We start from the raw sequence: 24524 nt of genomic DNA, 5'->3' as shown, positions 1-24524 counted from the left end.
AGCACTGGAATGTATTGCAAGAAAAAGCCCATCGCTTACGTGATGGGCTTTTTTTTCGCTCAATTTCTGAGCGTTGTCGGACTTGACGCGCTTATTTGGTGGTTTTTTATCTCCGCCTCGCCGGCAGTGCTATCCAAGACGGCTTGAAAATAGCATTTTGGCTGAACGATGCCCCATTTGACGGCTGATATAGCTCGGGTTGACCCCGGCCATTAAAGCTGTCTTTTCAAGCAAGGCGTCCAGTAGTGCTCCCGCTGCGACCGCTCGTCGTGCCAGGCCTGCTGCCAGCGGGTCCACTTGCGTTCAAGGTCAATGTCTGAGCTTCCCCCTGAAATTTCGTCTTCCACCGCTGACGTGAAATTGACGTTACTTTGGGATGGCAGGAAATGAAGACTTCAAGATCACTCCCAAGGTACGGCAGCGGGATGGGCCAGCCAAACATGACGATCAATCAAGCGGCGCCATGGCGCCACGCGATATCATCAGTTGCTGCAACTGCCAGTTCCTGAGCTGTCGATATAAATTACGCTACCGGCATCGCATGCCTTCATGCCGTTACGTGACTGTACCCAATTTGGATTGCGCAGCGTACAGCTGCTCAGATAACCATCCGAGCGGATTTCCATTGACGCATCTTCCTTGCAGGTATATTGCAGCACGGTATTACTTCCATAGCGGCCGGCGATATTCATCGGCACTATCAGCGTGCAACTTGCCAGATAGCCATCGGCATTAATTTGCACTGGATTTCCCGCCTTGCACGAGTAAAGCGCCCCACCACTCGGGCCGTTACGCCCGGCAACCTGAATATCTGCCATCAATACACAGTGATTCAGATAGCCATCGGCATTAATCTGCACTGGATTTCCCGCCTTGCACAGGTAAAACGACCCACCACTCGGGCCGTTATGCCCGGCAACCAGAATATTTTCCTTCAATACACATTGATTCAGATAGCCATCGGCGTACAACTCAACCGGCTGAGCGGCGGAACAGGAATAGAATTGCGCGCTGCTGATACCCGTCTTGCCTAGCAGTTGATTGCCATCCGGCACGGTACAACTTTGCAGATAACCATTGTCATACAAAGTCACCAGATGCCCGGCCTGGCACAAGACATTGCGCAAAGGCGTATTGTAATAAGTGTCAAATTGCGGCACCACTGTCTGCCCGGCCCAGCTTTGCCCTGACGCCAGACAAGCCAGGATCAGGCCAAACACTCCAGCCACATGCGGCCACACTATCGCTGCCTTCTTCATTTGTTTCTCCTTTATGAGTCATTTAATTGGTTAAAAAACATGATGTGGCGCATTCGTGGAACGATCCAGATATCCAAGACTTGTGGGCACTCATTTGTGGCGACCAACTAATTCCGGACGCACTGATAGGTGCTTTCGTTGGCGCGTGAACGAATAGTAGCAATATTTCCGCAAGGAAATGTTTGTAGTCTACGGGCGGGGCGGCGTTTGTCAACTTAGTTGTGCCTGTTCCAGCGACGAATTTTGGGGTGAACCGGGGTGATATTGGAAAAGTGCAGGCAACTGGATTTCGCTGCTTGGAGCCAGACGCGACAGACTGATTTCGCCCCGTTTCTGCCATTTGGAATTGTCATTCGCTATGACCGCTTTCGGCATACAACGGCCCTTCGATCAACCACCTTCCTCGGTATACCTTATCAACCAGAGGGGGATGCATCGTCGCCATCGGCCTCGTGCTAAGCGCGAGGTTTTTTCGCTACTGCCTGATTGCGTTTGCCCGCTCCTGTGCGAACGGCGACTTCGTCGAAAATCGTCTCGGCGAATTCGACAGCAGCCGGCAGCCCGGCATCGTACATCATGACGAATTCAATTTCCGGCAGTTCCGGTAAGCCTTCAGACACACCCAATTCACGAAGCTCGTCGTCGATCGCGTTACGCGACATCGGTGCGATGGCGATGCCGGCTCGCGCAAACGCTCGGATGCCAGTGGCACTCGGACTTTCGCATGCGATTCGATAAGGCATGCCGGCTAACGCGAGCGCCTTGACGGCTGCCTCCCGGTACGGACACGGGTTGGGGAAGCATGCCAGCGGTACATCGCCTTCGGGAAGCGGCTCGTGACGAGCAAACGCCCAGACGAGTGACTCTCGCCACAAAGTCACGCCTTTGTCCGAGTGTGAACAGCGGCTGCCGATCACGAGATCGAAATCGCCGTTTGCGTGCCGTCGAAACAAACTGTCGCCAATGTCGACCGTCAAATCCAGCAGCAAACCACGGCGCGCAGCGCTATAGCGGCGCATCGCATCGGGAAGCCAACCTCCCGCAAAGTCTTCCGATACGCCAATGCGCAGCTTGCCTGCGAACGCGTCGCCAGTTCCCAACCTGACCCTTGCTTCCTGGCTCAGATTGAGCATCGCTCGAGCGTATCCGAGCAGCGTTTGACCGTGCTCGGTGAGCGTGACGTTACGCGTATTGCGAACAAGAAGAGCACGGCCGATTTGTTCTTCCAGACGAACAACCTGGGCGCTAACCGCGGATTGACTCAGATTCAGTCTACGACCAGCGCCGGTAAAGCTCCGCACATCGGCGACGGCAACAAACGTATGGAGTAGCGAAGTGTCGAGGGGATTGTTCATTAATCACAGAATAAGGTTAATTCAATCAATTAATATCGTTTCTAAATTATAAGTCAACTCGATACACTTCGAATCACAGTGGGCGACCGCGCATCCTGCGCGTCGCCGTCACCCATGGTAAGGACTGGTTCAATGACTCGCGTGCTCTATATCGAAGGCTCACCCAACAAGGAATATTCGGCGTCCATCGAAGTGTGCAATGCATTTCTCGATGCGTACCGGCTGGAGCATCCCGATCATGTGATACAGAAGCTCGACATATGGGACCTGGCGATGCCCGAATTCGACGGAAACGCCCTGGCCGCGAAATACGCCGGACTGAACGGAGCGGCCTTGACGCCGGCGCAGGCGGCGGCCTGGCAGGGTATCGAAGAACTCGCGGCGCGATTCCACGAGGCGGACAAGTTCCTGTTCGGCGTACCGCTATGGAATTTCAGCATTCCGTACAAGCTTAAGCATCTGATCGACGTGATCTCGCAGAAAGACGTGCTGTTCAGGTTCGATAGTTCAGGTTTTGCTGGCATGTTGCACGGAAAAAAGGCAGCAGTCGTTTACGCGCGCGGACTTAGCTACATGTCGCCGGGTTCGTTTACGCCGGCCAGCGAGTTCGACCTCCAGCGCCCCTATATGGAAACCTGGCTCAAGTTCGTGGGTGTGAAAGACGTCGTCGGCATTGTGGTCGAGCGCACCTTGTTCGGCCCCGACGGAGAGGCCGATCGAAGTAGCGCAATCGAAGAAGCTCGCACGATCGCACGCGCGTTCTAACCCCACTGAGCTTCGGCGCAAATCCATCGTCACCTGTAGAAGCCGGCGTTGACGTTGCCGCATCCAGCGCGCAAGCGGGTCAAGCCCGAGGGCCGCTGCGAAGCGGGGGGGGGCGGACACGCGAACGTCCGTCTGTGCCTGCCGACGAATGTCCCTTCTTGGCCGTTTGGGGCCGGTGGCGACAGGCTGAATTCGACCCTAAGCGGAAGTTCAGACTTCTCCAAACCAGACGGTCATTCAACACTAATCATGACGATTCCGAGTGAGCCCTCTACCGCTTCAATGGAACAAGATTGGTAGGCGCAATTTTCCTTCGATCGAAGGGAAAACGTGTTTTGAAACAACTGCAAGTCAGTCGTTATCGCCATCCGAACTGGCCCCCAACCCACCAGTTATTTGTTGCGTATTCCGGTAAAAACCAACCATACATTCTCGTTCAAAATCAGCCAAGCATTCTCATTGAATGCAGGTCAATAATTCCGATCCGGACTAGGCCACTGATTCCAGTTGAATACCGACATGCGAGAACTTATGAAAAGATCTTGGCAAGAACGGGCTACGCGACCATAACAATGCCAGGTGTTGAGTAACGTTGAGACGTATAGCGCAGTTTTAAGTGAGCAGCGGCTTCCGCCCCCAAGCGGATGTTGTGCTGCACGGCTAACGTAGCTTTCTTTCAGTCTGTCCACTTTCGCGCGTGATCTCACGATAAATAAACACTGAGGCAGCAAACCAATGTGCGACCGCATTGAGAGAACTCCCGGATGAAGCACAGTGTTTCCTGGACAGTTAAACCACAGCAGCGCTGAACGACTCGGGCCGCCGCGCAAGCAGATGAGACAGCCGTTGAAGACCCGCCTGTAAGCGTCCACGGTCCTTGACGCTACCCAAAGAGATCCGAATTGCATTCACTGATCCGCTGCCAGTTGCGAATGCCTCCGCCGGCGTGACTGCGATGCCCTCGCTGTTGGCTGCACGCGCAAGCTGTGAGGAATTCCAATACGCCGGCAACTCGAGCCATACATGCAGGCCGTCTCCGGCGCCGCTGTACCGCCCCGCCAGAATATCCCGAGCCATCCAGTGGCGCAGGCGCACCTCGTTGCGTACGCCTTCCATCAATCCGTCAGCCGAACCGTCGAGGATCCACTGAGTGGCCAGTGCGGCCGTCAGAGGAGCGACCATCAGCGCAAATGATCTTAGCGCGACCAGGAAACGTTCGCGTTCGTGCGGGGCGCGTATTAGCACGAAGGCGACACGCAAGCCGGGCGTCAGGCATTTCGACAGGGTTGAGATGTAGTACACCTGTTCCAGGGCAAACGTGGCAATAGGTGGTGGCGGGGCATCGGCAAGGAGCCAGTATGGATCGTCCTCGACGATGCGTACATTGCAGCGCTTCGCGATGCTGGCGAGCTCCTTGCGCCGGCGTTCCGGAATGGTGATGGCGGTCGGGTTCTGTAATGTCGGATTGAGGTAGACCAGCCCAGGCTTGTGCTGGCGGCACGCTGCCTCAAGCATCTCAGGCACCATCCCGTGCTTGTCCGCTTCCACCGCAATGATGTGCCGGCCGAATTGGGTCGCTGCTGCACGCAAGCCGGGATAACTCGTTGGTTCTGCCAGGATGACATCGCCAGGCTCCGTCAGCGCAAGGATCAATGCGGCGATCGCCGCTTGCGCACCCGGACAGACAACAACCTGTCGAGAATCCAGATGTCCAAACATCGGTTCGAGCCATTTGGCCCCAGCCTTACGGTCGGAGTCGCTTCCCCCGGCCAAGTGGTAAGTCATCAGCAATTCATTATCTGCCCTCATCAGTACTTGAGACAAACCTTGTTTCAACATGTCGTCGAAGTCCACGCCATCCGGCGGTGGTGGGGTATTCATGCTCAGGTCGAGGATCGAGGTCAATTCGACCTTCGGCGCCGCGACATAAGTGCCTCGAGCGCCGCGGCCCTCCAACAAGTTGCGGCGTCTGGCTTCGTCGTATGCGCGCGTGATCGTCGTCAGGTCGACGTCCAGCTGTGCTGCCAACTGGCGCTGCGGAGGTAGACGATCACCCGGTTTCAGCGATCCTTCTACCACCGCCGCCTGCAACGCATCCGCAATCTGCAAAAAACGTGGCCCGCCGTGCACGGCCAATCGCGGCAACCAGATTGGCAAATTTTCATCTTGTATGTTTTTCAACTGGGACATTTTGTCTCAATGTATGGAAATTGCTTTTAAGTAGTATGCATCAGGACGTGCAGCAACCCCATCCTTGCATGGTAGTCGTTGACGTTTTCCTCTATCGTCTGCATTCGGCAAATCACTCCGCTGGATGCCATTCTTATTTCATAGGTAGATGTAATGAAAGATTCAAGCAGGATGCCTGAGGGGACGGTTTGAACAAAAAATGAAGCTGCTGAAGCAGCGTTTTAAGGTAGTGCTCCTCACGATAGATAGTGTCAAGTAATAGCCTGGAAATACTCAAAATGATGGATTGGATCCCTATAGTCTTCGTTACGTTCAAGGTTCTCGTGCTCGGCACGGGCATGTTCTTCGCCATCAAGTGGCATTACGATCAAGGGAAGAAGGAGAAGGAGAAGGAGAAGCGCGCGGTGCTACGCGCGGGCGGCAAGGTGGCCGCAGTCTTCGTGCTATCGCTCCTGGGCCTGGGGCTCGTCACCTTCGTCCTTGCCAGGATGCTCGGTTTGGACTTGACCTTCCCATGATGACAAAGAATAGTCGGGCGATATCCAGTGATGCGGCAGCAATTCCCCGATGCGGCTATTGGGCAGCGTCAGCAGGCGGGTCAGAGTGAATCGCCACGAATCTGCTAGACACTCACTTGCCGTTTAAAATACCGTCAAATTTAGATGACCGCTACTGTCCGATTTCAGCCGATCGAAGTCGCAATTTATCGAACCGCTATCTAGGGACTGGCAACTTTGAAGTGAATACGCAGCAATCAACAGCCGACCTCTTTCTGTACCTGCCACGACAACGGTAATGTGAACAGCAGTATCGCCGCCAACGTTATCACGGCAGTGGGGACTCCAGCGGCGTCACCCAGTCGACCAAACAACACGGGTGATAGCGCCCCGCCACCTATGGTGCCGGTATAGAACAGCGCGAAAGCTTGCTCGCGTTTTCCTGCGCTGGCCAATTCTGGTACCACGCCATACAGTACCGAAGACGTCCCGTTCAAGGCAAGTCCCAGCAGCGGCAACATTGCCATCATTCCGAAAAGCGGTAACCACACCGCTAGCAAGATCAACAGCGATGTGGCGGACTCCGTTATCCACACCGTTTTCATCATGCCGATGCGCGCCCCCAGATAACCGCAAAACAACTTGCCGAACGCGCCGCCAACAAACAATAGCGACAGCGCAAAACCGATGCCTGCCGTGCCGGCGCCTTTGCTCTTCAATAGGAATGGCAAGAAGGTTAGAAATCCCATCCGGACGGCGCTGTCCAAAGTACCGGTCAGCAGCAGCGCACGTAGTCCGCTAGCCGAACCAGTTCCGCTTATTGCCTTGGCGGCTGCTCCCTTGTTGGATGCCTGTTCATCGCGTGCCGGAATAAGCCACCACAACACACCGGCCGCAGCCAAGCCGAGCAGGCCCACCAGCGTAACGCTGGCCTGCCAGCTCACGACCACCAGCAAAAGGCCCATTAGACCCGGTATCAGCGTCTTGCCGATGTCGCCGGCAAAGTTGTACTGTGCCAGCGCCTCTTTGACGCCACCGCCGTCCTCATGCGTATCAGTGATCAATGAGGATGCCAGCGGGTGCTGAGTACTGGCCCCCAATCCACCCAACAACAACGCAATCACCAGTACCGTCAGGCCGCCGGCCTGACCAGCAATCAGGTATGCGATGCCGGCCAGTGCCGTCCCTCCCGTCAGCATGCGTTCTCGCCCCCAGCGTTTTGCCAGCCGACTGGCTAGCAACTGGAAGCCGGCCATCATGCCCGAATAGGATCCGCGTAGCAGTCCCACTAGCGCGTAACTGATGGAAAATTGCGCCTGCCAGATAGGCAGCAGCACATAGATAAGGTCAGTCAGGCCATCATGTACTGCGTGGGCGCTGCAGGCCGCCATCAGGGAGCGGCGACGGACGGAAGTGTCGGCGGCATCCGGATCACGAGAAATTGATACAGCTTTCAGATCGGTCATTATTCTGAGTGCGAAAAATTGAGGTGCGGCAAGCTTACTACTGTATGTCGACCGTCATCAAAATGTGACGATCACTTGGAGCACTCTATTTATGGGTTTCAAAGGCTGTTGCTGGCTGAACTGCGTCAGTCGCAAAAAGTCGGGTTTAAACCTAGTTGCCATGTGATTGAACAGCGAGTGCAGCGTCGGGACGGAGCAGGTCGCGTGCGATCTGCTCCCGGATGGGCGCATGGTGAGATGCCCTGAGGCTCACCGCTATGACGACAGGTAAAGTGCGACCAAAGGCACCAGGTTGACCAGGATGATCCCAAGTTTGTAGAGAGTGATGCCGGCAAGGTTCATTGCGTCAAAGGTTTCAACCGAGAGCTTGAACCAACGCGTATATATTCGATACATCCAGTCGTGGGCATAGATGAAGATGCCGCCCCAGATGAGAAGCGACGCGTAATTGATAACAACACACCAAAGGAGAGCTTCCTTAATCTCATTCATTGTCATGACACATCCTCATGGCATTCAACCCGCTGCCCGACTCGCACAGCACCTTGCCCAGCGGTAGTTCGATCGCTTCAAGCTGCGGCAGCCAGCGCTGCCACTCGGCGTCCGGCAGCGCGGCGAGCAGGCGGTTCCTTCTTGGGGCAGGGGAAATGGCCATCGCGGAACTCCAGGGCTCTAGGATTACCACTGGCGGTGCACACGCACCGGATTATCAGTGTAGGCAATCAACGCTCTGTCCGATAGCGCACAAATCTGGGGCGGTATCGGGAGGGCTCCGGCGACTGCGATTGCGCGATGGGATCACATGGAAACGCTTCGGGGTATTAATGCACGATGAACTAGTCGAATGTGACGAATATCGGCGCTTGTTCGTGGTGCCGGGCTATGCCGGGCAGGTCGGCTAACCGGGTAGGAAGAGCGTCGGAATCGTTAACGTTTTCCATGCAAGCGTCAAACTTAGAAATTGACAAATGGTCAGAATATGACAAAATGTCCTGCATGATGCTTACTGAAAACCAATTACTACTCCGAGAAGGCGAAAAGATCGTAGACGCACTCGGCAAAACCCTCGCCCCGCTGGTGGAGGTGGTACTGCATGACCTGACTCGGCGAGAGCATGCCGTGGTTGCTATTTCCAACAATCTGTCCGGGCGCAGTGTCGGTGATCCTGCTACCGAAATTGGCTTGGCACGGATGGTTGACCCGGAGTTTCCGGAAGTCCTGCAGAACTACCCTAACCGCTTCCCGGACGGCCGACCGGCCAAGAGCACATCGATCGGCCTCAAAAACAGCCGGGGCGACTATGTCGCCGCTATCTGTCTGAACGTTGACATATCAATGCTGACTGCCGTCGCAGCCAGCCTGAGCCAACTGGCGCAAACGCAAGTCTCTCCAACCGACATCCGGGAGTCGCTGGTCTCACCGCGACTAGAGGAGTTGCGCGTAACGCTGGAGCGTTTCGCTACCGGGCTCAATACCACGCCGCGCGCGCTCATTCCCGCCCAACGGCGAGAAGCCGTGCGTCAATTGGCGGAGGCGGGATTAATGGATCTGAAGAACGCCCAATCCGTTGTGGCCGACATACTCGGCGTGGCGCGCTCGACCGTGTACACCTATTTACCAGACCAAGGAGCTAAACCATGAGCAGCCTCGCTATCTCGTTCGACGACATCATCCGGGCGCATGAGCGCATCGCCGGTGTTGCACACCGCACTCCGGTGCTTACTTCGACGACCGCCAATGACCGGACTGGCGCACAAATCTTCTTCAAATGCGAAAACTTCCAACGCGCGGGAGCATTCAAATTTCGGGGCGCCTATAACGCCATCTCTCAGTTCACCCCGGAACAGCGCGCACATGGCGTCGTCACATTCTCATCGGGTAACCATGCCCAAGGCATCGCCCTGTCCGCGCGTCTGCTCGGGGTGAAGGCCGTGATCGTCATGCCGACCGACGCGCCAGCTATCAAGGTGGCAGCTACCCGCGGCTACGGTGCCGAGGTCATTCTCTACGATCGCTACACGGAAGACCGTGAAGCAATCGGGCGAAGTCTCTCCGAAGAACGTGGCCTTACCCTGATTCCGCCGTATGACCACCCACACGTGATGGCCGGTCAGGGAACAACTGTCAAGGAGTTGATCGAGGAGGTCGGAGCGCTCGACCTGTTGTTAGTGCCGCTCGGCGGTGGCGGCTTGCTGTCCGGCTGCGCCACCGCGGCCAAAGCCATGAGCCCCGGCTGCACCGTCATCGGCGTCGAACCGGAAGCAGGCAACGACGGTCAGCGCAGTTTGCGCAGCGGAGAAATCGTCCACATCGATACCCCCAACACCATCGCCGACGGTGCTCAAACCCAGCACTTGGGGAATTACACTTTCCCGGTGCTGCAGCAACGGGTGGACGACATTCTGACTGTCGGCGACGGCGAGCTGGTCGAGGCGATGAAGTTCTTTGCCAGTCGAATGAAGATGATAGTGGAGCCGACCGGCTGCCTGGGGGCAGCAGTGGCCTTCGGCAAGCAACTCGATTTGCGGGGTAAAAGGGTAGGGGTGGTGCTTACTGGCGGCAACATCGACCTGATGCGCTTTGCCGAGCTCATTCAAGGGGCGCTCTGATGTCTGGCGTGAGCATGGTCGGCGCCGGCAAGTTGTTGAACAAGCCGGCCGGGCATTACAGTCACGCCGCTTGCGTCGGCGATCTGGTTTTCCTGTCGGGGCAACTTCCGATCACCCCGCAGGGTATCAAGCTCACTGGTGAACCATTCGATGTCCAGGTCAGCCAGGTCTTCGACAATCTGGATCGGGTGTTAAGCGCCTGCGGCTGCACCCGGGAGAGTCTGGTCCAGGTTCGCGTCTACCTGCTCGATATCGAACATTGGCCACACTTTGACCAGCTCTACGCGGCCTGGCTCGGCGAACACCGTCCAGCCAGGACTGTTGTCCCCGTACCGGCTTTGCACTACGGTCTGGAACTGGAAATCGAAGCTGTCGCCACGCATCCCGCCATCCCATAGTTTTTTAGCGACGGTCTTCACATCACAAAATCATCGCCAGCTATTCCTGGCCGTTTCGAGGCGGTCGCGACGGGCTGAGTGTCGGGCGATCCCGGCTTGCCGTATGCTATTGTTTTTTTTCCTTCCGAATATATGAAAACCCTGCTCGCACTACTGGCCTTCGCCGGCCTGATAAATCCAGCATTTGCCGCTCCCAGCGACGATGCGGCCAAGCAAGCCCTGGTCGGCCACTATTATCTGCAAGGGAAGACTGAACTCGGTTCCGAGCTGTTGTTAAAGAATGATGGCCGGTTCCAGTGGACGATGAGTTATGGCGCGGAGGATCGCTTTGCGCAGGGACGCTGGAGTCTGGACAAGGGGGAGGTCGCGCTGGTGGCCGTGCCTCCGGACAAGGAGCCGGTGTTCCGCTTGTTCCGCGAGGACGAGCTGCGGATCGTCAAGCCGGCGGATGCGGGCAGTTGGGTGGCGATTGTCGGCGTGCCGAATGTCGGACCGGCAGTCGGCATGGAGGTAAAGTTCGAAAGCAAGTCCGGCAAGACCGTAACGGCGAAGACCGATCGCAATGGGGATGCGGAGGTCAGCATGCCCGCCGATGAGACGTGGGCCCGGGCCGGCTTGCGGCGCAGCGGCGATTGGCAGTGGTTTGCGATTCCGGCGGAGCGTGCCGCTGCCCGGATCGCGTCATTTGCGCTGGACGATGTCACCCAGATCCTGCCTCAGGCTTTCGAGCATATGGAGTTGAAGGTGCGGGACGGGCGATTGGAGATGGACGAGGGAATGGTCTACGTCCGGGAGTAAGCAGGGTCGCCTCTCAAAACCTGCTGTCGGGTTTGGTTAGCACGCCGCACCCGGCGGTGCTTGCCACGGTTGTTGGAGGCGTTCTGAAGAGGCCGCTCAACGTTTGCGTTCAGCGGCCTCGAGCAACGCCTTCCGCCGCAATCAGTTGATAGCTGCTGCGCCTCTCAACCCGAGATTCCTTTCAGTCCATGTTCGAGGCGTTCAAGCCCACCAAGAAAGCATCGGCGCGGATTGCTTATTTTATGTCTTGCATGCACTCCTTTGGATCAATGATCCCCAGGCTCTTGATAATCTGAAAATGTCCGCTCTTCAACTGGGCAATGTACATGTTCATCCGAACGTGATGCTGGCCGGGCACCATTTCAGCTGCACCGCCCGGACCCTCGGTGATCTTTGCATGGTCCAGTGCCTTGATGACATCTTCTTGATTTAGCGAGCCTGCCTCCTTCACCGCAGCCTCCCAGAGCCTCAAGCCTCGGTACATGCCTGAACACGCACTGCCGGCAGTGAACTTGGCATTGCCCGGATAGAGCATGTCGTATTGATTGATCAGATCCTTACTGAATGGATCGCTGACGTTCTGGTAGTAGTCGAGACAACTGTACAGACCCTCCACGTGTGCGCCTGGCACCAAGTTCAGGAAGTTCTCGTCGAAGTACGTGCAGACCATGTGCCCACCTCGCTTCGTGAAGCCAGAGTTGTAAAGCTGCTCGAGAAATGGCGTGAGCCCGGGGGGAACGATCGTGATAAATACCACCTCGGCGCCACTGGACGTGATCTTGTCAATGGTCTGGCCATAGTCGGCGTGATCAAGGGGAAAGTACTCCTCTCCGACTATCGTGCCACCGTTAGCCATGACAATTTGGCGGACCTTTTTGTTCATCGTTTGTGGCCAGATATAGTCGGCTGACGGCAAGTAGAATTTCTTCGCCCCGGGTTGTTGCATCAGCCAGGGAATGAGAGGATCAACCTGCTGCGCTGGAACCGGGCCGGTACAGAAAATGAGCGGATCGCATTCCTGTCCTTCGTATTGCTCCGGGTATATGTAAAGCTTCTTGCCGTTGATTACCGCAGGGCCCTTGATAGCCTGCCGCGTGGAGCTATAAATGCCGCCGAAGATCACATCGACCTGATCTTGCTGGACGAGCTTGGCAGCTTTGGCTTGCGCGACACTATCTGTGGTCGCACTGTCTTCAAGGTACAGATCTATCTGACGCCCCAACAAGCCGCCCTTTGCATTGATGTCATTGATCACCATCCTGGCCACGTTTGCATTGGCGATACCCATGAATGAAAGTGCGCCTGTCTGGTCCGTGATTACTCCCACCTTGATGGATGGATTAACTGAAGTTTTTGATTCTTTCATTGCGTTCTCTCCTCTCAAAACTGGTTGTTGGTGAATAGGCGCTGGCTTTTGAAGGGGGGAGCTCGCACATGTGTCTTGACGCGACATGCCATCTCTGAGAGTTCTCGCGCTAGCCTCTGCGGATTCGAATGTCCGGTATCGGCCGAACTGCGTCATTCGCAAAAGGTCGTGTTTAAATCTAGTGGACTGCTCGAACAGCGTGATGTTTTTTGCAAAACAACGAGTTCAGTCTAGGGGCAGGGCGGCGTTTGTCAACGTGGTTGTGCCTGATCGGGCGACGATTTTCGGACAGGGTTGGAGCTATATTGGACGAGGACGAGCAGCCTGCCTTTGATATTGGAACGGCCACTCTTCTGCTCGATGTAACGTCGCTCAGGTCATGAGCTTGGGCAATGCAGCCGCCAATGCATCGATAGCGAGACGGACCTTCAGCGGCAAGTGCGGCGTCTTCAACCATAGCGCATAGGCATCGTAAAGAAATGCCGGCTGATTCGGCAGTAGCTGGACCAGGCTGCCAGCTTGAATGCGTTCATGAACGAGCCAGTATGGAAGCCAGGCGAGTCCCATTCCGGCGGCCGCAGCGTCGGCAATTGCATCGAGGTCGTCGAGCCGCAACCTGTTTGCAGGCCTGACCTCCGCCGGAGGCTGGTCATCGCGAGGAAACAGCCACGGGCGAATGCTGCCCGATCGCCTGTATATGATGGCGTCGTGCCGGCTGAGATCCTCTATCTGCCGCGGCTGGCCGCGCCTATCGAGATAGGACGGCGACGCGCAGACGATCATGCTCTGGCGCGCGATGCGACGCGCTATCACCCCGGCTTTGTCCTCCAAGCTGCCGGTCCGAATCGCAAGATCGTAGTCGTCCTCTGCAAGGTCGGTGAAGCGGTCGTTAAACGACAGGTCAAGTTCCAGCGCCGGATAACGCTGCGCCAACTCCAGCAAGACCGGCGCAACACAACGCCGGCCAAAATGAACGGGCATGGTGACACGCAGCTTTCCGCGCGGTTCGGACAGTTGATCGGCTGCGAGTGCGTCCGCGGCATCCGCTTCAGCGAGTACTGCCAGGCAGCGTTCATAGTAGGTGCGCCCGAACTCCGTCAGGCTCTGGCGACGTGTGGTGCGAGTGATGAGACGCACCCCCAGACGCTCTTCAAGAAATCGGACATGCTTGCCGACCATCGGTCCGGATAGATCGAGCGCGTCCGCGGCGGCTGCGAACGAACCCAGGTCGACGGCTTTGATGAACACGGCCATGCTTGTAAGGCGATCCATATTGAAAACTCCTGGTTTTGATTGTTCTAATTGTTAAGCCATTTATCCGATTTTTGTGTGGCGCTATAGTACATTCAGTTCAATTAATTTGGAGTTGAGAAAACATGGCACGAATGATTCGCTTTCATCAGCATGGTGGTCCGGAGGTTTTGCGCATCGAGGACATCGAGGTTCCACGGCCCGCTCAGGGCGAGATCCGGATCCGCGTCAAGGCCTTGGGCCTTAACCGGGCCGAGGCGTTGTTACGCGCGGGCTCCTACATCGAGACGGCGACGTTTCCTTCCGGCCTTGGACTCGAGGCTGCGGGCGTCGTCGAATTGGTCGGTGCAGGCGTGGCGGGTTTCGCGCCAGGCGATGCCGTCAGCGTCGTGCCGCCGTTGTCTATGGTGCGTTGGCCGGCCCATGGCGAGCTTGCAACGTTTCCTGCCGAGCTGGTTGTCAAGCACCCGCCATCGCTTAGTTGGGAAGCGGCCGCAGCCGTTTGGATGCAATACCTCACCGCTTACGGTGCGCTGATCGACATTGCCAAGCTCACCAAGGCGGATTATGTTGTCGTGACTGCGGCATCGAGCAGTGTCGGTCTTGCCGCGATCCAGATTGCCAACATGGTTGGCGCGACGCCGATCGCCGTCACGCGGACCTCTGCCAAGAAGCAGGCCTTGCTTGAGTTGGGCGCCGCCCATGTCATTGCTTCAGCGGAGGAAGACCTGGCGGGCCGGTTGAAGGAAATCGCCGGGCAGGAGGGCGTAAGAGTCGTGTTGGACCCAATCGGCGGTCCCATATTCGAGCCGCTAACGGCCGCGATGTCTCGTGGCGGCATTCTGATCGAATATGGCGGCTTGAGCCCGGAGCCGACGCCTTTCCCGCTGTTCGCCGTGCTGAGCAAGACACTGACGCTGCGCGGTTACCTCGTCCACGAGATCGTCAGCGATCCGGCCAGGTTGGAAGCCGCCAAGACCTTCATCCTCGACGGGCTGAGGTCGGGGGCGCTGCAGCCAGTCATCGCCAAAACCTTCCCGTTCGACCAGATCGTCGAGGCACATCGCTTTCTGGAATCGAATGAGCAACTCGGCAAAATCGTCGTGACGGTGTGATCAAGCGTGAGGCTACCCGCCCGAGGTGCGCCGACGCGAAGGGTTGGATCTCAGCGGATTGTGTTTAAAAACTCGTCCAAGACGCGTTCCTTGACATTCATAACTACTTGGTTATGATTGACACATGTGAGGTAGCAAATTCACTGAAATTGAAACGAAGTTAACATAGGCAATGATTCGCAATGCACGCAGAACCGACCGCTGTTCTAAAAATCTTGTCTGATCCAACCCGGCGCGCAATTTTCGAGCGCTTGAGCAGGGACGGTGAAATGACGGTGCATGCCTTAACTGTTCCGTCGGGGGTGTCGCAACCCGCCATTTCGAAGCATCTCGGTGCGCTCAAGCTAGTTGGCCTGGTGCGAGGCCGGCGCGACGGACGTGAGACGTATTACAGCGCCGAGCCGAAAGCGCTGGCACCGCTGATTGACTGGATTAATTTTTATGCGACCTTCTGGAACAGCCGATTTGACCGCTTGGAAACCCTATTGAAAAGGATGGATCAATGATGCAAACCAACGACACTAAAACGCTGATTGTAGAGAGGGAAATGCCACATTCTCTCGAAAAAGTCTGGCGGGCGCTCACGCAGAGTCCTCTCATTGAAGAATGGCTGATGGAGAACGACTTCAAACCTGTCGTGGGTCATCGTTTCGATCTTCGTGCGGACTGGGGCGTGGTTGAGTGTCAGGTCCTTGCGATTGAGCCGAACAAAGCGCTGTCTTACAAATGGGAAGCCCTGGGTCTCAAGAGTGTCGTCACCTGGACTCTTACCCCGACGAACACGGGAACCCATCTGCGCATGGAGCAGTCGGGCTTCCGGCCGGATCAGCAGCAGGCCTACGAGGGCGCCAAGTACGGGTGGCAGAAATTCTTCGCAGCGCTCGAACGCGTGGCGGGAGGCCTTTCGTGAGCCGCGTTTTCCGCCGCATGTGGTTCGGGCAACGCACAATCGCTCCGGTAGAAAAATAGAAAGAAGCGGTCACCATCACTTGCAACAAAATATATCTGTAACTTCCAGGACGAGAACATGAAAAAAATGGACGAAATCCAAAGCTCGCCGGCATCGGACCTCATCTCTAAAAGAATCACCGAACTCGGGGACTGGCGCGGGGAAACCCTCGGCAAACTGCGCCAGTTCATCAAGGAAGCAGACCCGGACGTCGTCGAGGAATGGAAGTGGATGGGCACTCCGGTCTGGTCGCACGACGGTATCATCTGCACCGGCGAATCCTACAAGGATAAGGTGAAGCTTACCTTCCTCAAGGGCGCGTCTCTGAAGGACCCGGCCCCTCTCTTTAACTCAAGTCTCGACGGAAATGTACGCCGCGCGATCGACATTCACGAAGGAGAAGAAGTTGACGAGTCGGCCTTCAAGGCGCTCGTCCGTCAGGCGATTGCTCTCAACAGTTCCGGCAAATCGAAACCTGCGAAGAAAGCGAAGTCTTAGGAAATCCCGCGATTGAACGGGGCCGACATCGGGATCGTCTCGAGGTCTTCAGTGTCCGCTTCCGGCCTAACTGCGTCACGCGCAAAAGGCTGCATTCGAGCTAAGCCGACTCGATCAACGCAGATGCTCAACCAGCGCATCTGCCACATCGTCCGCTGCTTCCCTCGGCGGAAAATGCCCGACACCGTGCATCAAAAGGCGTCTGTATCCCGCCGTGAAATGCTGTTCCAGGTTTTCCGATGAGCTCGGTTCATCGCATTGATCCGCGGCGCCTTGTACCATCAACGTCGGCGTTGCGATTCGATCAATTGTGCGCAGCCGTTCTGCGAGCTCCGAATACGCCGGGTCCGATGGTTCGTCTTTCCGCCAGCGTCTCCGATACCCATTGAGGGAAATTGGAACCCAATCGGGATTGTCAAAGGCCGAAGCGGTCAGCGCGAACTCCTCGTCATCGAACCAACCGGGCGGGGACCACGTGTCCCATTGAATCCGCGCAAAACCTTTTGCATCGGCGCGGATTGCAGCAGGGCCGTCATCGAGCGCCATGAACCACTGATACCAGAATTTTCTGGCTTGGGAAAATGCTGGAAGCTCGAACTTTCCGTAAGGCTGGAACGCCAGGGCTAGCGCTGCGATGCGACGAACACGGTGCGGATAGAGTGCCGCGAGTGTGTACGCGGCGCGAGCGCCCCAGTCGTGGCCGACGACGTCGAAGCGTTCGAGGCCGATCGCATCGGCGAGATCGATGACGTCCTGTGCGAGAGCCACACCCGATCCGTCGCGCACGGCATCTGCTCGCAAAAAGCGGGTATCGCCCGTGCCGCGAAGCTCAGGGATGACGGTTCGAAAGCCCGCGCCGGTCAGCCGGCTGGCGACGTCCTTCCAAGCTCTTGCCGAATCGGGCCACCCATGTAACAGGATCACCGGCGGACCGTCGGCAGGCCCGGCATCGAAAAACGAGATGTCGAGCGTCTGAGTCTTTGCGTGATGTTTCTCATTGTTCATGTTCGACCCCAACTGAGATTTAAAAGACCATTCGGGCGGTGACACCGGGCAGCAGGGAATGCGTTTGCTGATGTGTAACCCTGCTATCTATGACGGGATGTTGCCCAGATTTTTATAGGTTACTGTCCGCTTCGCAGAGGCATAACAAATGCGCCTGACTGCGCCCCGTAATCCCATATGAAAGGAAATTTGCAATGAGCAACGTACCTTTAATTGGAAAATATATATCTGCGGACAAGAATTTCACACTGAAAATTTCTTCGGCAAATCCGTCGAATGGCGTGATCACCGGCGTTTACAGCGCCAACTACAGCCCCATCGGCGGATTGGTAGTGGAAGGGGACGTTGGCACATACGGCTGGGTTTTCAATAAAGCCCAGGGCAAAGACGGCGTTGCTCCATTTAATCTTTCCTTCGGCGGTGCTCAGCGCCCGGACAAGCGTCCTTACAATATCGTTGATAACTGGAATGGAGCCTATCTGGCGAACAATACTATTTTGGCCGAAGGAAGCCGTTCGTTCGTCAACAGCGAGGGACTTGTCGAGGTAGGTAGTCTCGGAACCATGCTGTTCTCTCTCGTTCTCTGATGCCGCCTTACGGCGTTGTTATACAGCCCCCTTGCAAAAAATTCACTTGAGCAACAACTTTGTGTAATGCTCCCTGGTGCAGCGCGAGAACCCAAAATTTCGTTGCACCAAAATAAGTTGCGTACCATGTGCCAGTATTGATTGAGCCGCTATTCACTGATTCATTCAACGCATAAAGACTCGATCAGTTTTTGTCGCAGCTCATCGGGCACGCTATCTTTTGACTGCTTATCTGCGCTCGTGACCGATTGCAGCCGCGCGTAAAATTCCTGCAGTCTTGGAGCTATTTCCCGTCAAGCTCACTCTTAGCCTCCATTAAACAACGCCTTCGCCATATTCCTATGAAATGTCACCTTCGAATCGCCCGCCCCGTGAGCGACCTGTCGCAAACCAGTTCTATGTATTGCGAGGGCCTGGGTCTTCGCGTTCTTGGGAGTTTTGAAGGTCACGAAGGATTTGATGGGGTCATGCTAGGCAGGGCTGGATCAAGTTATCACTTCGAGTTCACGCACTGTCGAACCCATCCGGTGGAGCCCAATCCCACATCCGAAGATCTGACGGTCTTCTACTTGCCGGACTCAACCGAATGGAAGGATAGGTGTGCAAGCATGTTGGCGGCCGGGTTCAGGCAGGTTGCTTCGTTCAACCCGTATTGGGATGCTCGAGGACGCACTTTCGAAGACCTTGATGGCTACCGTGTCGTCTTGCAGAACGCCGATTGGAACAATGCCGAAGTTGAATAATTTTTACGTCCAGGCCTAATGCTGACGCCCATTCCCGCCGGACCAACAAAACGAGATGCGAGGCCCGCCTTTTGTCGCGTGGTCATGCGCTGCCTATTATTGTCAAACGATGGCAATATCTACGTTGCTGCTGACGGGAGTAGAGATATTGCCTACTTCTTCACCAGTGCTATTCAAATTTGCCCCGGTTGGGGTAAATATCAATCGCATGGTTCACCGTTCGGGATGCCTGGACGATATTGAGAAATTTAAGGCGGAGCATTACCATGACTGAAGACTCCCAGAGCAGTGATTTTGTCAAACTCCGCGAGGTAATTCGAATCTTTGTTGCCGAGCGTGATTGGGATCAATTTCATACGCCGAAAAATCTATCCGCTGCACTGTGTGTGGAAGCCGCCGAGCTTCTCGAACACTTCCAATGGCTCAAGACGGGCAACAAAGATGAACTCAATGAGGCGAAATTTGAACAGGTTCGGCACGAAATGGCCGATGTTTTAGTTTATTTGGTTCGTCTCGCCGATAAGCTTGATGTTGATCTGATCGCGGCGGTCGACGAGAAAATGGAAATTAACCGTGCCAAGTATCCTGCAGAAAAAGTGCGCGGCGATGCTCGCAAATACTCCGAGTATTAAAGTGAAAGATTCGGCTTAAATACCCAACAGGTTCAGGCGGACCTGTGGTGTTCCAATCGGTTCCGTTCGCGGACCGGTCAGACTAGGGGGAAATCATGACGCTCAATCGACAAGTTCTTGCAACTCTGGCACTTACGATCGCTTCCATCACATCGGCCGGCGCGCAGGCTCCGCTCATCGAGAAGAATGTATCGATGAAAATGGCGCTGGCCATTATTGACGGCGCGCTTGCGCAATGCGCGAAGGATGGCTACAAGGTTTCCGTGGTAATCGTGGACAATGCCGGATTGGTGCGCGCATCGCTTCGTGGAGACGGCACCAATCCGCACACGATGGAAGTCGCGCGCAAGAAGGCTTACACGGCCCGCACGCGCGGCCAGACATCGCTTGAATTTATGAAGCTGACCGACGATCCTGCCAACGCGTATTTGCGTCAGATTCCCGATGTCGTCGCCATCGGCGGCGGTGTCCCGATCAAGATCGGCAACGTCGCCATCGGCGCGGTTGGCGTCTCCGGCGCCCCCGGCGGCGAGAAGGACGAAATCTGTGCCAATGCCGGCATCGCCAAGGTGGCCGATCAGCTGAAATAAGCGATGGCGTGACGGCCCGGCAAGGGAGGATCAATGCGGTCGCAATTGAGGTCCGGCGTACGCTTGAAACGCAATGCAATCACGGTTGCGGCCGTCGTCGTCGGCCTGATCATCGTTGGGCGCATCACCGGCGTCCTGGTCGACTGGTTGTGGTTTTCTTCGATCGGCTACGTCGAAGTTTTTTGGACGGTCCTGTCCGCCCAAGCGCTCTTGTTTGTCGCCGTGTTCGCCGCCTCGGCGGGCGCTATATGGGTATCCGGGTTGCTGGCACATCGTTACGCGAGGAGCCTCGGTACCTCGCGAGCGAAAACAGCCTTGTCGTCGGGTACGCCGGTGGTCATAAGCGAACTGGCCGACCAGATCGCGCCGCGCATTCCTTGGCGCTCCAGCATCGCTTGCGGCGCGGTCCTCTTTGGGTTGCTTATCGCTTACCTCGAAATCTCGAATTGGGGCGTGGCGCTTCGCTTCCTTCATCAGGTGCCCTTTGGCGAGCGCGATCTGATCTTCGGCAAAGACATTGGCTTCTATCTCTTCTCGCTGCCCGCCTATCTTGCGCTCAAGAATTGGCTGCTGCAGCTGCTCTTCTGCAGCGCGCTCGTTGCAGGTGTGGTCTACGGGGTGCGCGGCGACATCGCGCTCGGGCAGTCGTCGCGTGGGGTCTCGCACGCCGCCGCCGCGCATGGTTCGGCAATGCTCGGTTTGTTCTTTTTGCTGAAGGCCTGGTCCTACGCACTCGACCGCTTTTTACTGCTCTACGGCGACAACGGCGTCGTGGTCGGCGCCGGGTATACCGACATCCACGTCGAGCTGCCGGTCTTGTGGCTAATGGTCGGTCTTGCCGCTGCCGCGTCCGTCGCTTCGTGGATCAATATGCGCTGGCGCGGCTATCGAATTCCTGTGGCCTCGGCGTTGCTGGTGTTTGGTAGCTCGTTTGTGTTCGCCCTGATCTTTCCGGCGCTGTTCCAGCGCTTTTATGTCAAGCCGAGCGAGCTACAGCTGGAGACGCCCTATATCGAGCACAATATCGCGCTGACGCGGAAGGCCTACGGCCTGCAACAGATCGTGGTAAAACCGTTTCCGGCCGAGCAGGGGCTGAATTTCGCTTCGCTCCAGGCCAATCGCGCGACCGTCGACAACGTCCGCCTGTGGGATGTGCAGCCGCTGTTGGATACCTATGCGCAACTGCAGGAGATCAGGACCTACTACAAATTCCTCGCCGTGGACATCGATCGCTACCGGCTTGACGCTGGCTACCGGCAAGTGATGCTGTCGGCGCGTGAATTGGAGCCGGCGATGCTGCCGGCGAACGCCCAGACCTGGGTCAACCTGCATCTCCTGTTCACCCACGGCAACGGCGTCGTAATGTCGCCGGTCACCGAGAAATCCACCGAAGGCTTACCTTCCTTTTATTTGCAGGATATTCCGCCCGTCGCCAACGGCGGCCCGGCCATCCGCGAACCGCGCCTCTATTTCGGTGAAAGCGGTCATGGCTACGTCATCGTGAAGGGCAGCGTGCCCGAATTCGATTACCCGATGGGAAAGGACAATGTCTACACCAGTTACAGTGGGCGCGACGGTATCGCGATCGGCAGCATTGCGCGGCGCGGCCTTTTCGCCTGGCAGCTCGACGATCCCAACATCCTGCTTACGGGCTACATCACGGACCAGAGCCGGATCCTGCTCCACCGTAACATTCAAGACCGGGTACGCACGATCGCCCCGTTTCTCAGCCTCGACCATGATCCCTATATCGTCGCGAGCGACGGCCGCCTTTTCTGGATGCAGGATGCTTATACCACCAGCCGCTGGTTCCCCTACGCCCAGCGAATGAGCGGCGACGGCGCCAACTACATCCGCAATGCGGTCAAGGTGGTGATCGATGCGTATAACGGCACGGTCGACTTCTATGTCAGCGATCCTGCCGATCCGATCCTGCGGACTTACCGGCGCATCTTCCCAGGTCTATTCAAGCCTTTGGCGGCGATGCCGCAAGACCTGCAGCAGCATATCCGCTACCCCGAGGATTTGTTCCTGATCCAGGCGCAACTCTACCGCGCCTACCATATGGATGCGCCGGAAGTCTTCTACAATCGCGAGGATCTGTGGCAGTTCCCGCGGGGATTGGCCGGCATTGATGGTGGGAGTGCCCCCGGCACGCCGATGACGCCTTATTACATGATCATGCGGCTCCCTGGGGAGTCGCGCGCCGAGTTCGTCCTCATGCTGCCGATGGTGCCCAGCCAGCGCGACAATATGATCGCCTGGCTGGCGGCGCGTTGCGATCCGCCCGAGTACGGCAAGCTCATCGTCTACACCTTCCCCAAGGACAAGCTGGTCTATGGGCCGTTCCAGATCGAGGCGCGGATCCAGCAGAATACCGAGATCTCGCAGCAGATTTCGCTGTGGAACCAGATGGGCTCGCGCGTCATTCGCGGTCATCTCCTGGTGGTGCCGATCGAGAGCTCGATCCTCTATGTCTCTCCGCTCTACTTGCGTGCGGCGTCCGGTCAACTGCCCGAGTTGAAGCGGGTGATCGCCACCTATGGCGACCGGGTGGTGATGGAAGAGACCTTGGGCGAGGCCTTGGCGGCGCTGTTCAAGGAGACGGTCCCAATGGCATCGCCGCTGCGCGGCACGGCGGATGCGCGCGCCCGCGAGGCACTCGCCCACTATGACCGCGCCATCGAGCGATTGAAGGCGGGGGATTGGAACGGTTTCGGCTCCGAACTCGATGCCCTCCGGCCGCTGCTCGAGACGCTCGGCGCCGGCCGTCCCGAGGGTCAGAGGTGAGCTGAGTGTATTTGAAAGAACGTCTACTCAACTCATTGCGTCGGGAGCACGCGTTCCATTCTCCCCAATTGCCCTGCATTTCAGAGCCGCGATGGCTTCGACCTCGAACAGCATGCCGTCTAGCGCCAGCCGGGGAACCGGAATCAGGGTGCATGCGGGTTTCGCCGCAGTGCCCCATGCCTGTGCAATTTCATGCGCGAGTACTGCAAGGCGCGCTTCGCTGTGGTCGACTATCAGCACCGTCAGTTTCGCAACGTCCGTCAGAGCGGCGCCGGCGCAGGCCAGCGTCGCACGCAAATTGACAAAGGCCTGCTGCACCTGATGGCTGAAGTCAGGCGACAACTGTCCTTGTGAATCTTCACCGCCTTGGCCGGCGGTATAGACCAGCTGCGCTCCCGGGGCGAGCCGGGCAACGTGGGAATAGCCGTTTGCGCTGGGATCATAGAGGTCTGGAGGGTTCAGTAATTCAACAGCTGGGTGATCAGGCAAGCGGGCGGCGTGGGTCATTTTGTCCATTTCTAGGCTGGTCGATTGTGCAGGGGGCAGGGCGCAAAAACGTCGCGACATCTATTTAATGGGTAATGCGACAGGGCGGATCGGCGCGGCGTCGGCGCCGCGGAGTTTGAGCGAGGCGCCGACGAAGGCAAACTGGTAGACGCGATCACGCGACAAGGCCTCTAGATTGACCAATTCGATAATAGGTGCGCCTTGTTGCGCCAGCAGATAGGTATGCAGCGGCAGATAATTGTCAGCCACTTCGGACGGGAAAGTTTCGAAGCTCAGATTGTCGGCGCCGACCACCATGGCGCCGCCATCTTCGATCAGGAATTTTGCTGCATCCAGGCTCATCCCCGGCGGATTGGCCATATAGGCCTGCGCCTTCTCATAGTTGCGCATGCGGCCGGTGCGGATCAACACCACATCGCCTTGCTCCAGGCGCGTTCCTTGTTTGTCGAGCGTCTCGCGCAGATCCTTGCGGGTCACTCGATAGCTGTCGGGCAGCATGTCCACCCCCTTGGCCGTTGCGACATCAAGCAGCACGCCGCGGGCAATGATGGGCGGCAGTTTCTCTGCGCCCGTCACATTCCAGCCGCGATCTCCCAGGTGTTCGGCAGCGGAAAAGCCGTTCCAGATCTTGTCGTCCAGTCCAAAGTGATTCAGCGCGTCGATGTGCGTGCCCATATGGGCATACATCGAGATCGCTGAGCCTGTATAGCTGACGTGCCGGTTCATGGCTTCGCCAACTTGCATCGAATCGGCAACCAGGTTGCCATGCGGCGTATGGGTCATCCACATCTGATAAGGCGGATCGCCTGCGGCCTGCCAGCTAGGCATGCCGATGAAATACTCCACCGCCAGATCGTAGGCCTTCGCGCCGGACACGCGCGCCATGATGGCAGCACGCGAGGCGGGAGTCATCAGGTTGAGGCGGCCGATCTCATCTTTTGGCCCCCAGGGACTTGCGCCGACTTTCTGCGCTAGCTTGCCGCCGTTTTCCGGCGCCGCATTGGCTGCATTGGCCGCATTGGCATTCCCTCCTAGCAGTGCGAGTAATAGCGGCATGAAAGCTAAACGGCGCGCGACGCAGATAGGACTGAATTTGGATTGAAAGCGGTTAAACATCATGGGACTCCGTGATTTGGTTGCTCGATTTTTTGCTT

At 56.9% G+C, this 24524-nt stretch carries 26 protein-coding genes; 15 read left to right on the top strand and 11 right to left on the bottom strand.

What is annotated here, in order from left to right:
- Positions 1 to 482: 482 nt before the first annotated feature.
- Both ACFPM8_RS08270 and ACFPM8_RS08265 read right to left on the bottom strand, forming a co-directional pair.
- Positions 483 to 1259, bottom strand: coding sequence for a hypothetical protein (locus ACFPM8_RS08270; RefSeq protein ID WP_378996950.1), 777 nt, complete (start codon positions 1257 to 1259; stop codon positions 483 to 485).
- 455 nt (positions 1260 to 1714) lie between these two features.
- Complete coding sequence (locus tag ACFPM8_RS08265) at positions 1715 to 2614, bottom strand: LysR substrate-binding domain-containing protein (protein ID WP_378996948.1); 900 nt, start codon at positions 2612 to 2614, stop codon at positions 1715 to 1717.
- Positions 2615 to 2746: 132 nt separating this feature from the next.
- Between ACFPM8_RS08265 and ACFPM8_RS08260 the strand changes: the two genes are divergently transcribed.
- Positions 2747 to 3379 carry an FMN-dependent NADH-azoreductase gene (locus ACFPM8_RS08260; protein ID WP_378996946.1) on the top strand — a complete coding sequence of 211 codons (633 nt, stop codon included), beginning with the start codon at positions 2747 to 2749 and terminating at the stop codon, positions 3377 to 3379.
- Positions 3380 to 4168: 789 nt separating this feature from the next.
- Here the strand turns inward: ACFPM8_RS08260 and ACFPM8_RS08255 are convergent.
- On the bottom strand, positions 4169 to 5569 hold the full coding sequence (locus ACFPM8_RS08255) for an aminotransferase-like domain-containing protein (RefSeq protein ID WP_378996944.1): 1401 nt from the start codon (positions 5567 to 5569) through the stop codon (positions 4169 to 4171).
- A 278-nt stretch (positions 5570 to 5847) separates the two neighbouring features.
- On the opposite strand from ACFPM8_RS08255, the gene ACFPM8_RS08250 reads away from it, so the two are divergent.
- On the top strand, positions 5848 to 6087 hold the full coding sequence (locus tag ACFPM8_RS08250) for a hypothetical protein (RefSeq protein WP_378996943.1): 240 nt from the start codon (positions 5848 to 5850) through the stop codon (positions 6085 to 6087).
- Between the two features lie 236 nt (positions 6088 to 6323).
- Here the strand turns inward: ACFPM8_RS08250 and ACFPM8_RS08245 are convergent, their stop codons facing one another.
- The 3 genes from ACFPM8_RS08245 to ACFPM8_RS08235 form a co-directional block, all read right to left on the bottom strand.
- Positions 6324 to 7532: an MFS transporter gene (locus tag ACFPM8_RS08245; protein ID WP_378996941.1), complete on the bottom strand. Its 1209-nt coding sequence runs from the start codon at positions 7530 to 7532 to the stop codon at positions 6324 to 6326.
- A gap of 255 nt (positions 7533 to 7787) precedes the next feature.
- Entirely contained in the window at positions 7788 to 8030 is a 243-nt protein-coding gene (locus ACFPM8_RS08240; RefSeq protein ID WP_378996939.1) for a DUF6868 family protein, read from the bottom strand.
- A complete protein-coding gene (locus tag ACFPM8_RS08235; protein ID WP_378996938.1) occupies positions 8017 to 8187 on the bottom strand; it encodes a hypothetical protein in 171 nt (56 codons plus the stop codon). Before ACFPM8_RS08235 ends, ACFPM8_RS08240 begins: the two co-directional genes overlap by 14 nt.
- Before the next feature lie 344 nt (positions 8188 to 8531).
- Between ACFPM8_RS08235 and ACFPM8_RS08230 the strand changes: the two genes are divergently transcribed.
- The 4 genes from ACFPM8_RS08230 to ACFPM8_RS08215 all read left to right on the top strand — a co-directional run bounded on the left by ACFPM8_RS08230 (position 8532) and on the right by ACFPM8_RS08215 (position 11337).
- Positions 8532 to 9173, top strand: a complete 642-nt coding sequence (locus ACFPM8_RS08230; protein ID WP_378997433.1) for a helix-turn-helix transcriptional regulator — start codon at positions 8532 to 8534, stop codon at positions 9171 to 9173.
- Positions 9170 to 10141, top strand: a complete 972-nt coding sequence (locus ACFPM8_RS08225; RefSeq protein WP_378996935.1) for a threo-3-hydroxy-L-aspartate ammonia-lyase — start codon at positions 9170 to 9172, stop codon at positions 10139 to 10141. The genes ACFPM8_RS08230 and ACFPM8_RS08225 overlap by 4 nt, the downstream gene beginning before the upstream one ends.
- Entirely contained in the window at positions 10141 to 10539 is a 399-nt protein-coding gene (locus tag ACFPM8_RS08220) for a RidA family protein (protein WP_378996933.1), read from the top strand. The genes ACFPM8_RS08225 and ACFPM8_RS08220 overlap by 1 nt, the downstream gene beginning before the upstream one ends.
- Positions 10540 to 10635: 96 nt before the next feature.
- Positions 10636 to 11337 (top strand): hypothetical protein, encoded by a 702-nt coding sequence (locus ACFPM8_RS08215; protein WP_378996931.1) that lies wholly within the window; start codon positions 10636 to 10638, stop codon positions 11335 to 11337.
- A 235-nt stretch (positions 11338 to 11572) separates the two neighbouring features.
- Here the strand turns inward: ACFPM8_RS08215 and ACFPM8_RS08210 are convergent, their stop codons facing one another.
- Positions 11573 to 12703 (bottom strand): substrate-binding protein, encoded by a 1131-nt coding sequence (locus ACFPM8_RS08210; protein ID WP_378996929.1) that lies wholly within the window; start codon positions 12701 to 12703, stop codon positions 11573 to 11575.
- A gap of 372 nt (positions 12704 to 13075) precedes the next feature.
- Positions 13076 to 13975 carry a LysR substrate-binding domain-containing protein gene (locus ACFPM8_RS08205; RefSeq protein ID WP_378996928.1) on the bottom strand — a complete coding sequence of 300 codons (900 nt, stop codon included), beginning with the start codon at positions 13973 to 13975 and terminating at the stop codon, positions 13076 to 13078.
- Positions 13976 to 14079: 104 nt separating this feature from the next.
- On the opposite strand from ACFPM8_RS08205, the gene ACFPM8_RS08200 reads away from it, so the two are divergent.
- The 4 genes from ACFPM8_RS08200 (at position 14080) to ACFPM8_RS08185 (ending at position 16516) form a co-directional block, all read left to right on the top strand.
- Positions 14080 to 15069 carry a zinc-dependent alcohol dehydrogenase family protein gene (locus ACFPM8_RS08200; RefSeq protein WP_378996926.1) on the top strand — a complete coding sequence of 330 codons (990 nt, stop codon included), beginning with the start codon at positions 14080 to 14082 and terminating at the stop codon, positions 15067 to 15069.
- Between the two features lie 182 nt (positions 15070 to 15251).
- Positions 15252 to 15575, top strand: a complete 324-nt coding sequence (locus ACFPM8_RS08195; RefSeq protein ID WP_378996924.1) for an ArsR/SmtB family transcription factor — start codon at positions 15252 to 15254, stop codon at positions 15573 to 15575.
- The gene (locus ACFPM8_RS08190; protein ID WP_378996922.1) at positions 15572 to 15979 is read left to right on the top strand and encodes an SRPBCC family protein; all 408 of its coding nucleotides are present in this window, start codon (positions 15572 to 15574) and stop codon (positions 15977 to 15979) included. The genes ACFPM8_RS08195 and ACFPM8_RS08190 overlap by 4 nt, the downstream gene beginning before the upstream one ends.
- A gap of 117 nt (positions 15980 to 16096) precedes the next feature.
- Positions 16097 to 16516, top strand: coding sequence for a DUF1801 domain-containing protein (locus ACFPM8_RS08185; protein WP_378996919.1), 420 nt, complete (start codon positions 16097 to 16099; stop codon positions 16514 to 16516).
- 114 nt (positions 16517 to 16630) lie between these two features.
- On the opposite strand, the gene ACFPM8_RS08180 is transcribed toward ACFPM8_RS08185, so the two are convergent.
- The gene (locus ACFPM8_RS08180) at positions 16631 to 17521 is read right to left on the bottom strand and encodes an alpha/beta fold hydrolase (RefSeq protein ID WP_378996916.1); all 891 of its coding nucleotides are present in this window, start codon (positions 17519 to 17521) and stop codon (positions 16631 to 16633) included.
- Between the two features lie 194 nt (positions 17522 to 17715).
- Between ACFPM8_RS08180 and ACFPM8_RS08175 the strand changes: the two genes are divergently transcribed.
- The 5 genes from ACFPM8_RS08175 (at position 17716) to ACFPM8_RS08155 (ending at position 22863) form a co-directional block, all read left to right on the top strand.
- A complete protein-coding gene (locus tag ACFPM8_RS08175) occupies positions 17716 to 18108 on the top strand; it encodes a hypothetical protein (protein ID WP_378996914.1) in 393 nt (130 codons plus the stop codon).
- A 341-nt stretch (positions 18109 to 18449) separates the two neighbouring features.
- Positions 18450 to 18851: a VOC family protein gene (locus ACFPM8_RS08170; RefSeq protein WP_378996912.1), complete on the top strand. Its 402-nt coding sequence runs from the start codon at positions 18450 to 18452 to the stop codon at positions 18849 to 18851.
- A 266-nt stretch (positions 18852 to 19117) separates the two neighbouring features.
- Positions 19118 to 19483: a nucleotide pyrophosphohydrolase gene (locus tag ACFPM8_RS08165; protein ID WP_378996909.1), complete on the top strand. Its 366-nt coding sequence runs from the start codon at positions 19118 to 19120 to the stop codon at positions 19481 to 19483.
- Positions 19484 to 19578: 95 nt separating this feature from the next.
- On the top strand, positions 19579 to 20073 hold the full coding sequence (locus ACFPM8_RS08160; RefSeq protein ID WP_378996907.1) for a GlcG/HbpS family heme-binding protein: 495 nt from the start codon (positions 19579 to 19581) through the stop codon (positions 20071 to 20073).
- A 33-nt stretch (positions 20074 to 20106) separates the two neighbouring features.
- On the top strand, positions 20107 to 22863 hold the full coding sequence (locus ACFPM8_RS08155; RefSeq protein ID WP_378996905.1) for a UPF0182 family membrane protein: 2757 nt from the start codon (positions 20107 to 20109) through the stop codon (positions 22861 to 22863).
- A gap of 27 nt (positions 22864 to 22890) precedes the next feature.
- Here ACFPM8_RS08155 and ACFPM8_RS08150 read toward each other — a convergent pair whose 3' ends face one another.
- Positions 22891 to 23379, bottom strand: coding sequence for a RidA family protein (locus ACFPM8_RS08150; protein WP_378996903.1), 489 nt, complete (start codon positions 23377 to 23379; stop codon positions 22891 to 22893).
- Between the two features lie 51 nt (positions 23380 to 23430).
- Complete coding sequence (locus ACFPM8_RS08145; protein ID WP_378996901.1) at positions 23431 to 24426, bottom strand: cyclase family protein; 996 nt, start codon at positions 24424 to 24426, stop codon at positions 23431 to 23433.
- Between the last annotated feature and the right edge of the window lie 98 nt (positions 24427 to 24524).

Source organism: Paraherbaspirillum soli (genome assembly GCF_042654985.1).
Classification (GTDB): Bacteria; Pseudomonadota; Gammaproteobacteria; order Burkholderiales; family Burkholderiaceae_D; genus Paraherbaspirillum; species Paraherbaspirillum soli.
Note: the sequence above shows the minus strand (reverse complement) of the source record. Positions and strands in the feature narration are given on the sequence as shown.

Excerpts from the sequence above, each read along its gene's own strand:
- ACFPM8_RS08270 (WP_378996950.1), bottom strand. The coding sequence starts at position 1,259 with ATGAAGAAGGCAGCGATAGTGTGGCCGCATGTGGCTGGAGTGTTTGGC.
- ACFPM8_RS08265 (WP_378996948.1), bottom strand. The coding sequence starts at position 2,614 with ATGAACAATCCCCTCGACACTTCGCTACTCCATACGTTTGTTGCCGTC.
- ACFPM8_RS08260 (WP_378996946.1), top strand. The coding sequence starts at position 2,747 with ATGACTCGCGTGCTCTATATCGAAGGCTCACCCAACAAGGAATATTCG.
- ACFPM8_RS08255 (WP_378996944.1), bottom strand. The coding sequence starts at position 5,569 with ATGTCCCAGTTGAAAAACATACAAGATGAAAATTTGCCAATCTGGTTG.
- ACFPM8_RS08250 (WP_378996943.1), top strand. The coding sequence starts at position 5,848 with ATGATGGATTGGATCCCTATAGTCTTCGTTACGTTCAAGGTTCTCGTG.
- ACFPM8_RS08245 (WP_378996941.1), bottom strand. The coding sequence starts at position 7,532 with ATGACCGATCTGAAAGCTGTATCAATTTCTCGTGATCCGGATGCCGCC.
- ACFPM8_RS08240 (WP_378996939.1), bottom strand. The coding sequence starts at position 8,030 with ATGACAATGAATGAGATTAAGGAAGCTCTCCTTTGGTGTGTTGTTATC.
- ACFPM8_RS08235 (WP_378996938.1), bottom strand. The coding sequence starts at position 8,187 with ATGGCCATTTCCCCTGCCCCAAGAAGGAACCGCCTGCTCGCCGCGCTG.
- ACFPM8_RS08230 (WP_378997433.1), top strand. The coding sequence starts at position 8,532 with ATGCTTACTGAAAACCAATTACTACTCCGAGAAGGCGAAAAGATCGTA.
- ACFPM8_RS08225 (WP_378996935.1), top strand. The coding sequence starts at position 9,170 with ATGAGCAGCCTCGCTATCTCGTTCGACGACATCATCCGGGCGCATGAG.
- ACFPM8_RS08220 (WP_378996933.1), top strand. The coding sequence starts at position 10,141 with ATGTCTGGCGTGAGCATGGTCGGCGCCGGCAAGTTGTTGAACAAGCCG.
- ACFPM8_RS08210 (WP_378996929.1), bottom strand. The coding sequence starts at position 12,703 with ATGAAAGAATCAAAAACTTCAGTTAATCCATCCATCAAGGTGGGAGTA.
- ACFPM8_RS08205 (WP_378996928.1), bottom strand. The coding sequence starts at position 13,975 with ATGGATCGCCTTACAAGCATGGCCGTGTTCATCAAAGCCGTCGACCTG.
- ACFPM8_RS08200 (WP_378996926.1), top strand. The coding sequence starts at position 14,080 with ATGGCACGAATGATTCGCTTTCATCAGCATGGTGGTCCGGAGGTTTTG.
- ACFPM8_RS08195 (WP_378996924.1), top strand. The coding sequence starts at position 15,252 with ATGCACGCAGAACCGACCGCTGTTCTAAAAATCTTGTCTGATCCAACC.
- ACFPM8_RS08190 (WP_378996922.1), top strand. The coding sequence starts at position 15,572 with ATGATGCAAACCAACGACACTAAAACGCTGATTGTAGAGAGGGAAATG.
- ACFPM8_RS08185 (WP_378996919.1), top strand. The coding sequence starts at position 16,097 with ATGAAAAAAATGGACGAAATCCAAAGCTCGCCGGCATCGGACCTCATC.
- ACFPM8_RS08180 (WP_378996916.1), bottom strand. The coding sequence starts at position 17,521 with ATGAACAATGAGAAACATCACGCAAAGACTCAGACGCTCGACATCTCG.
- ACFPM8_RS08175 (WP_378996914.1), top strand. The coding sequence starts at position 17,716 with ATGAGCAACGTACCTTTAATTGGAAAATATATATCTGCGGACAAGAAT.
- ACFPM8_RS08170 (WP_378996912.1), top strand. The coding sequence starts at position 18,450 with ATGAAATGTCACCTTCGAATCGCCCGCCCCGTGAGCGACCTGTCGCAA.
- ACFPM8_RS08165 (WP_378996909.1), top strand. The coding sequence starts at position 19,118 with ATGACTGAAGACTCCCAGAGCAGTGATTTTGTCAAACTCCGCGAGGTA.
- ACFPM8_RS08160 (WP_378996907.1), top strand. The coding sequence starts at position 19,579 with ATGACGCTCAATCGACAAGTTCTTGCAACTCTGGCACTTACGATCGCT.
- ACFPM8_RS08155 (WP_378996905.1), top strand. The coding sequence starts at position 20,107 with ATGCGGTCGCAATTGAGGTCCGGCGTACGCTTGAAACGCAATGCAATC.
- ACFPM8_RS08150 (WP_378996903.1), bottom strand. The coding sequence starts at position 23,379 with ATGGACAAAATGACCCACGCCGCCCGCTTGCCTGATCACCCAGCTGTT.
- ACFPM8_RS08145 (WP_378996901.1), bottom strand. The coding sequence starts at position 24,426 with ATGCCGCTATTACTCGCACTGCTAGGAGGGAATGCCAATGCGGCCAAT.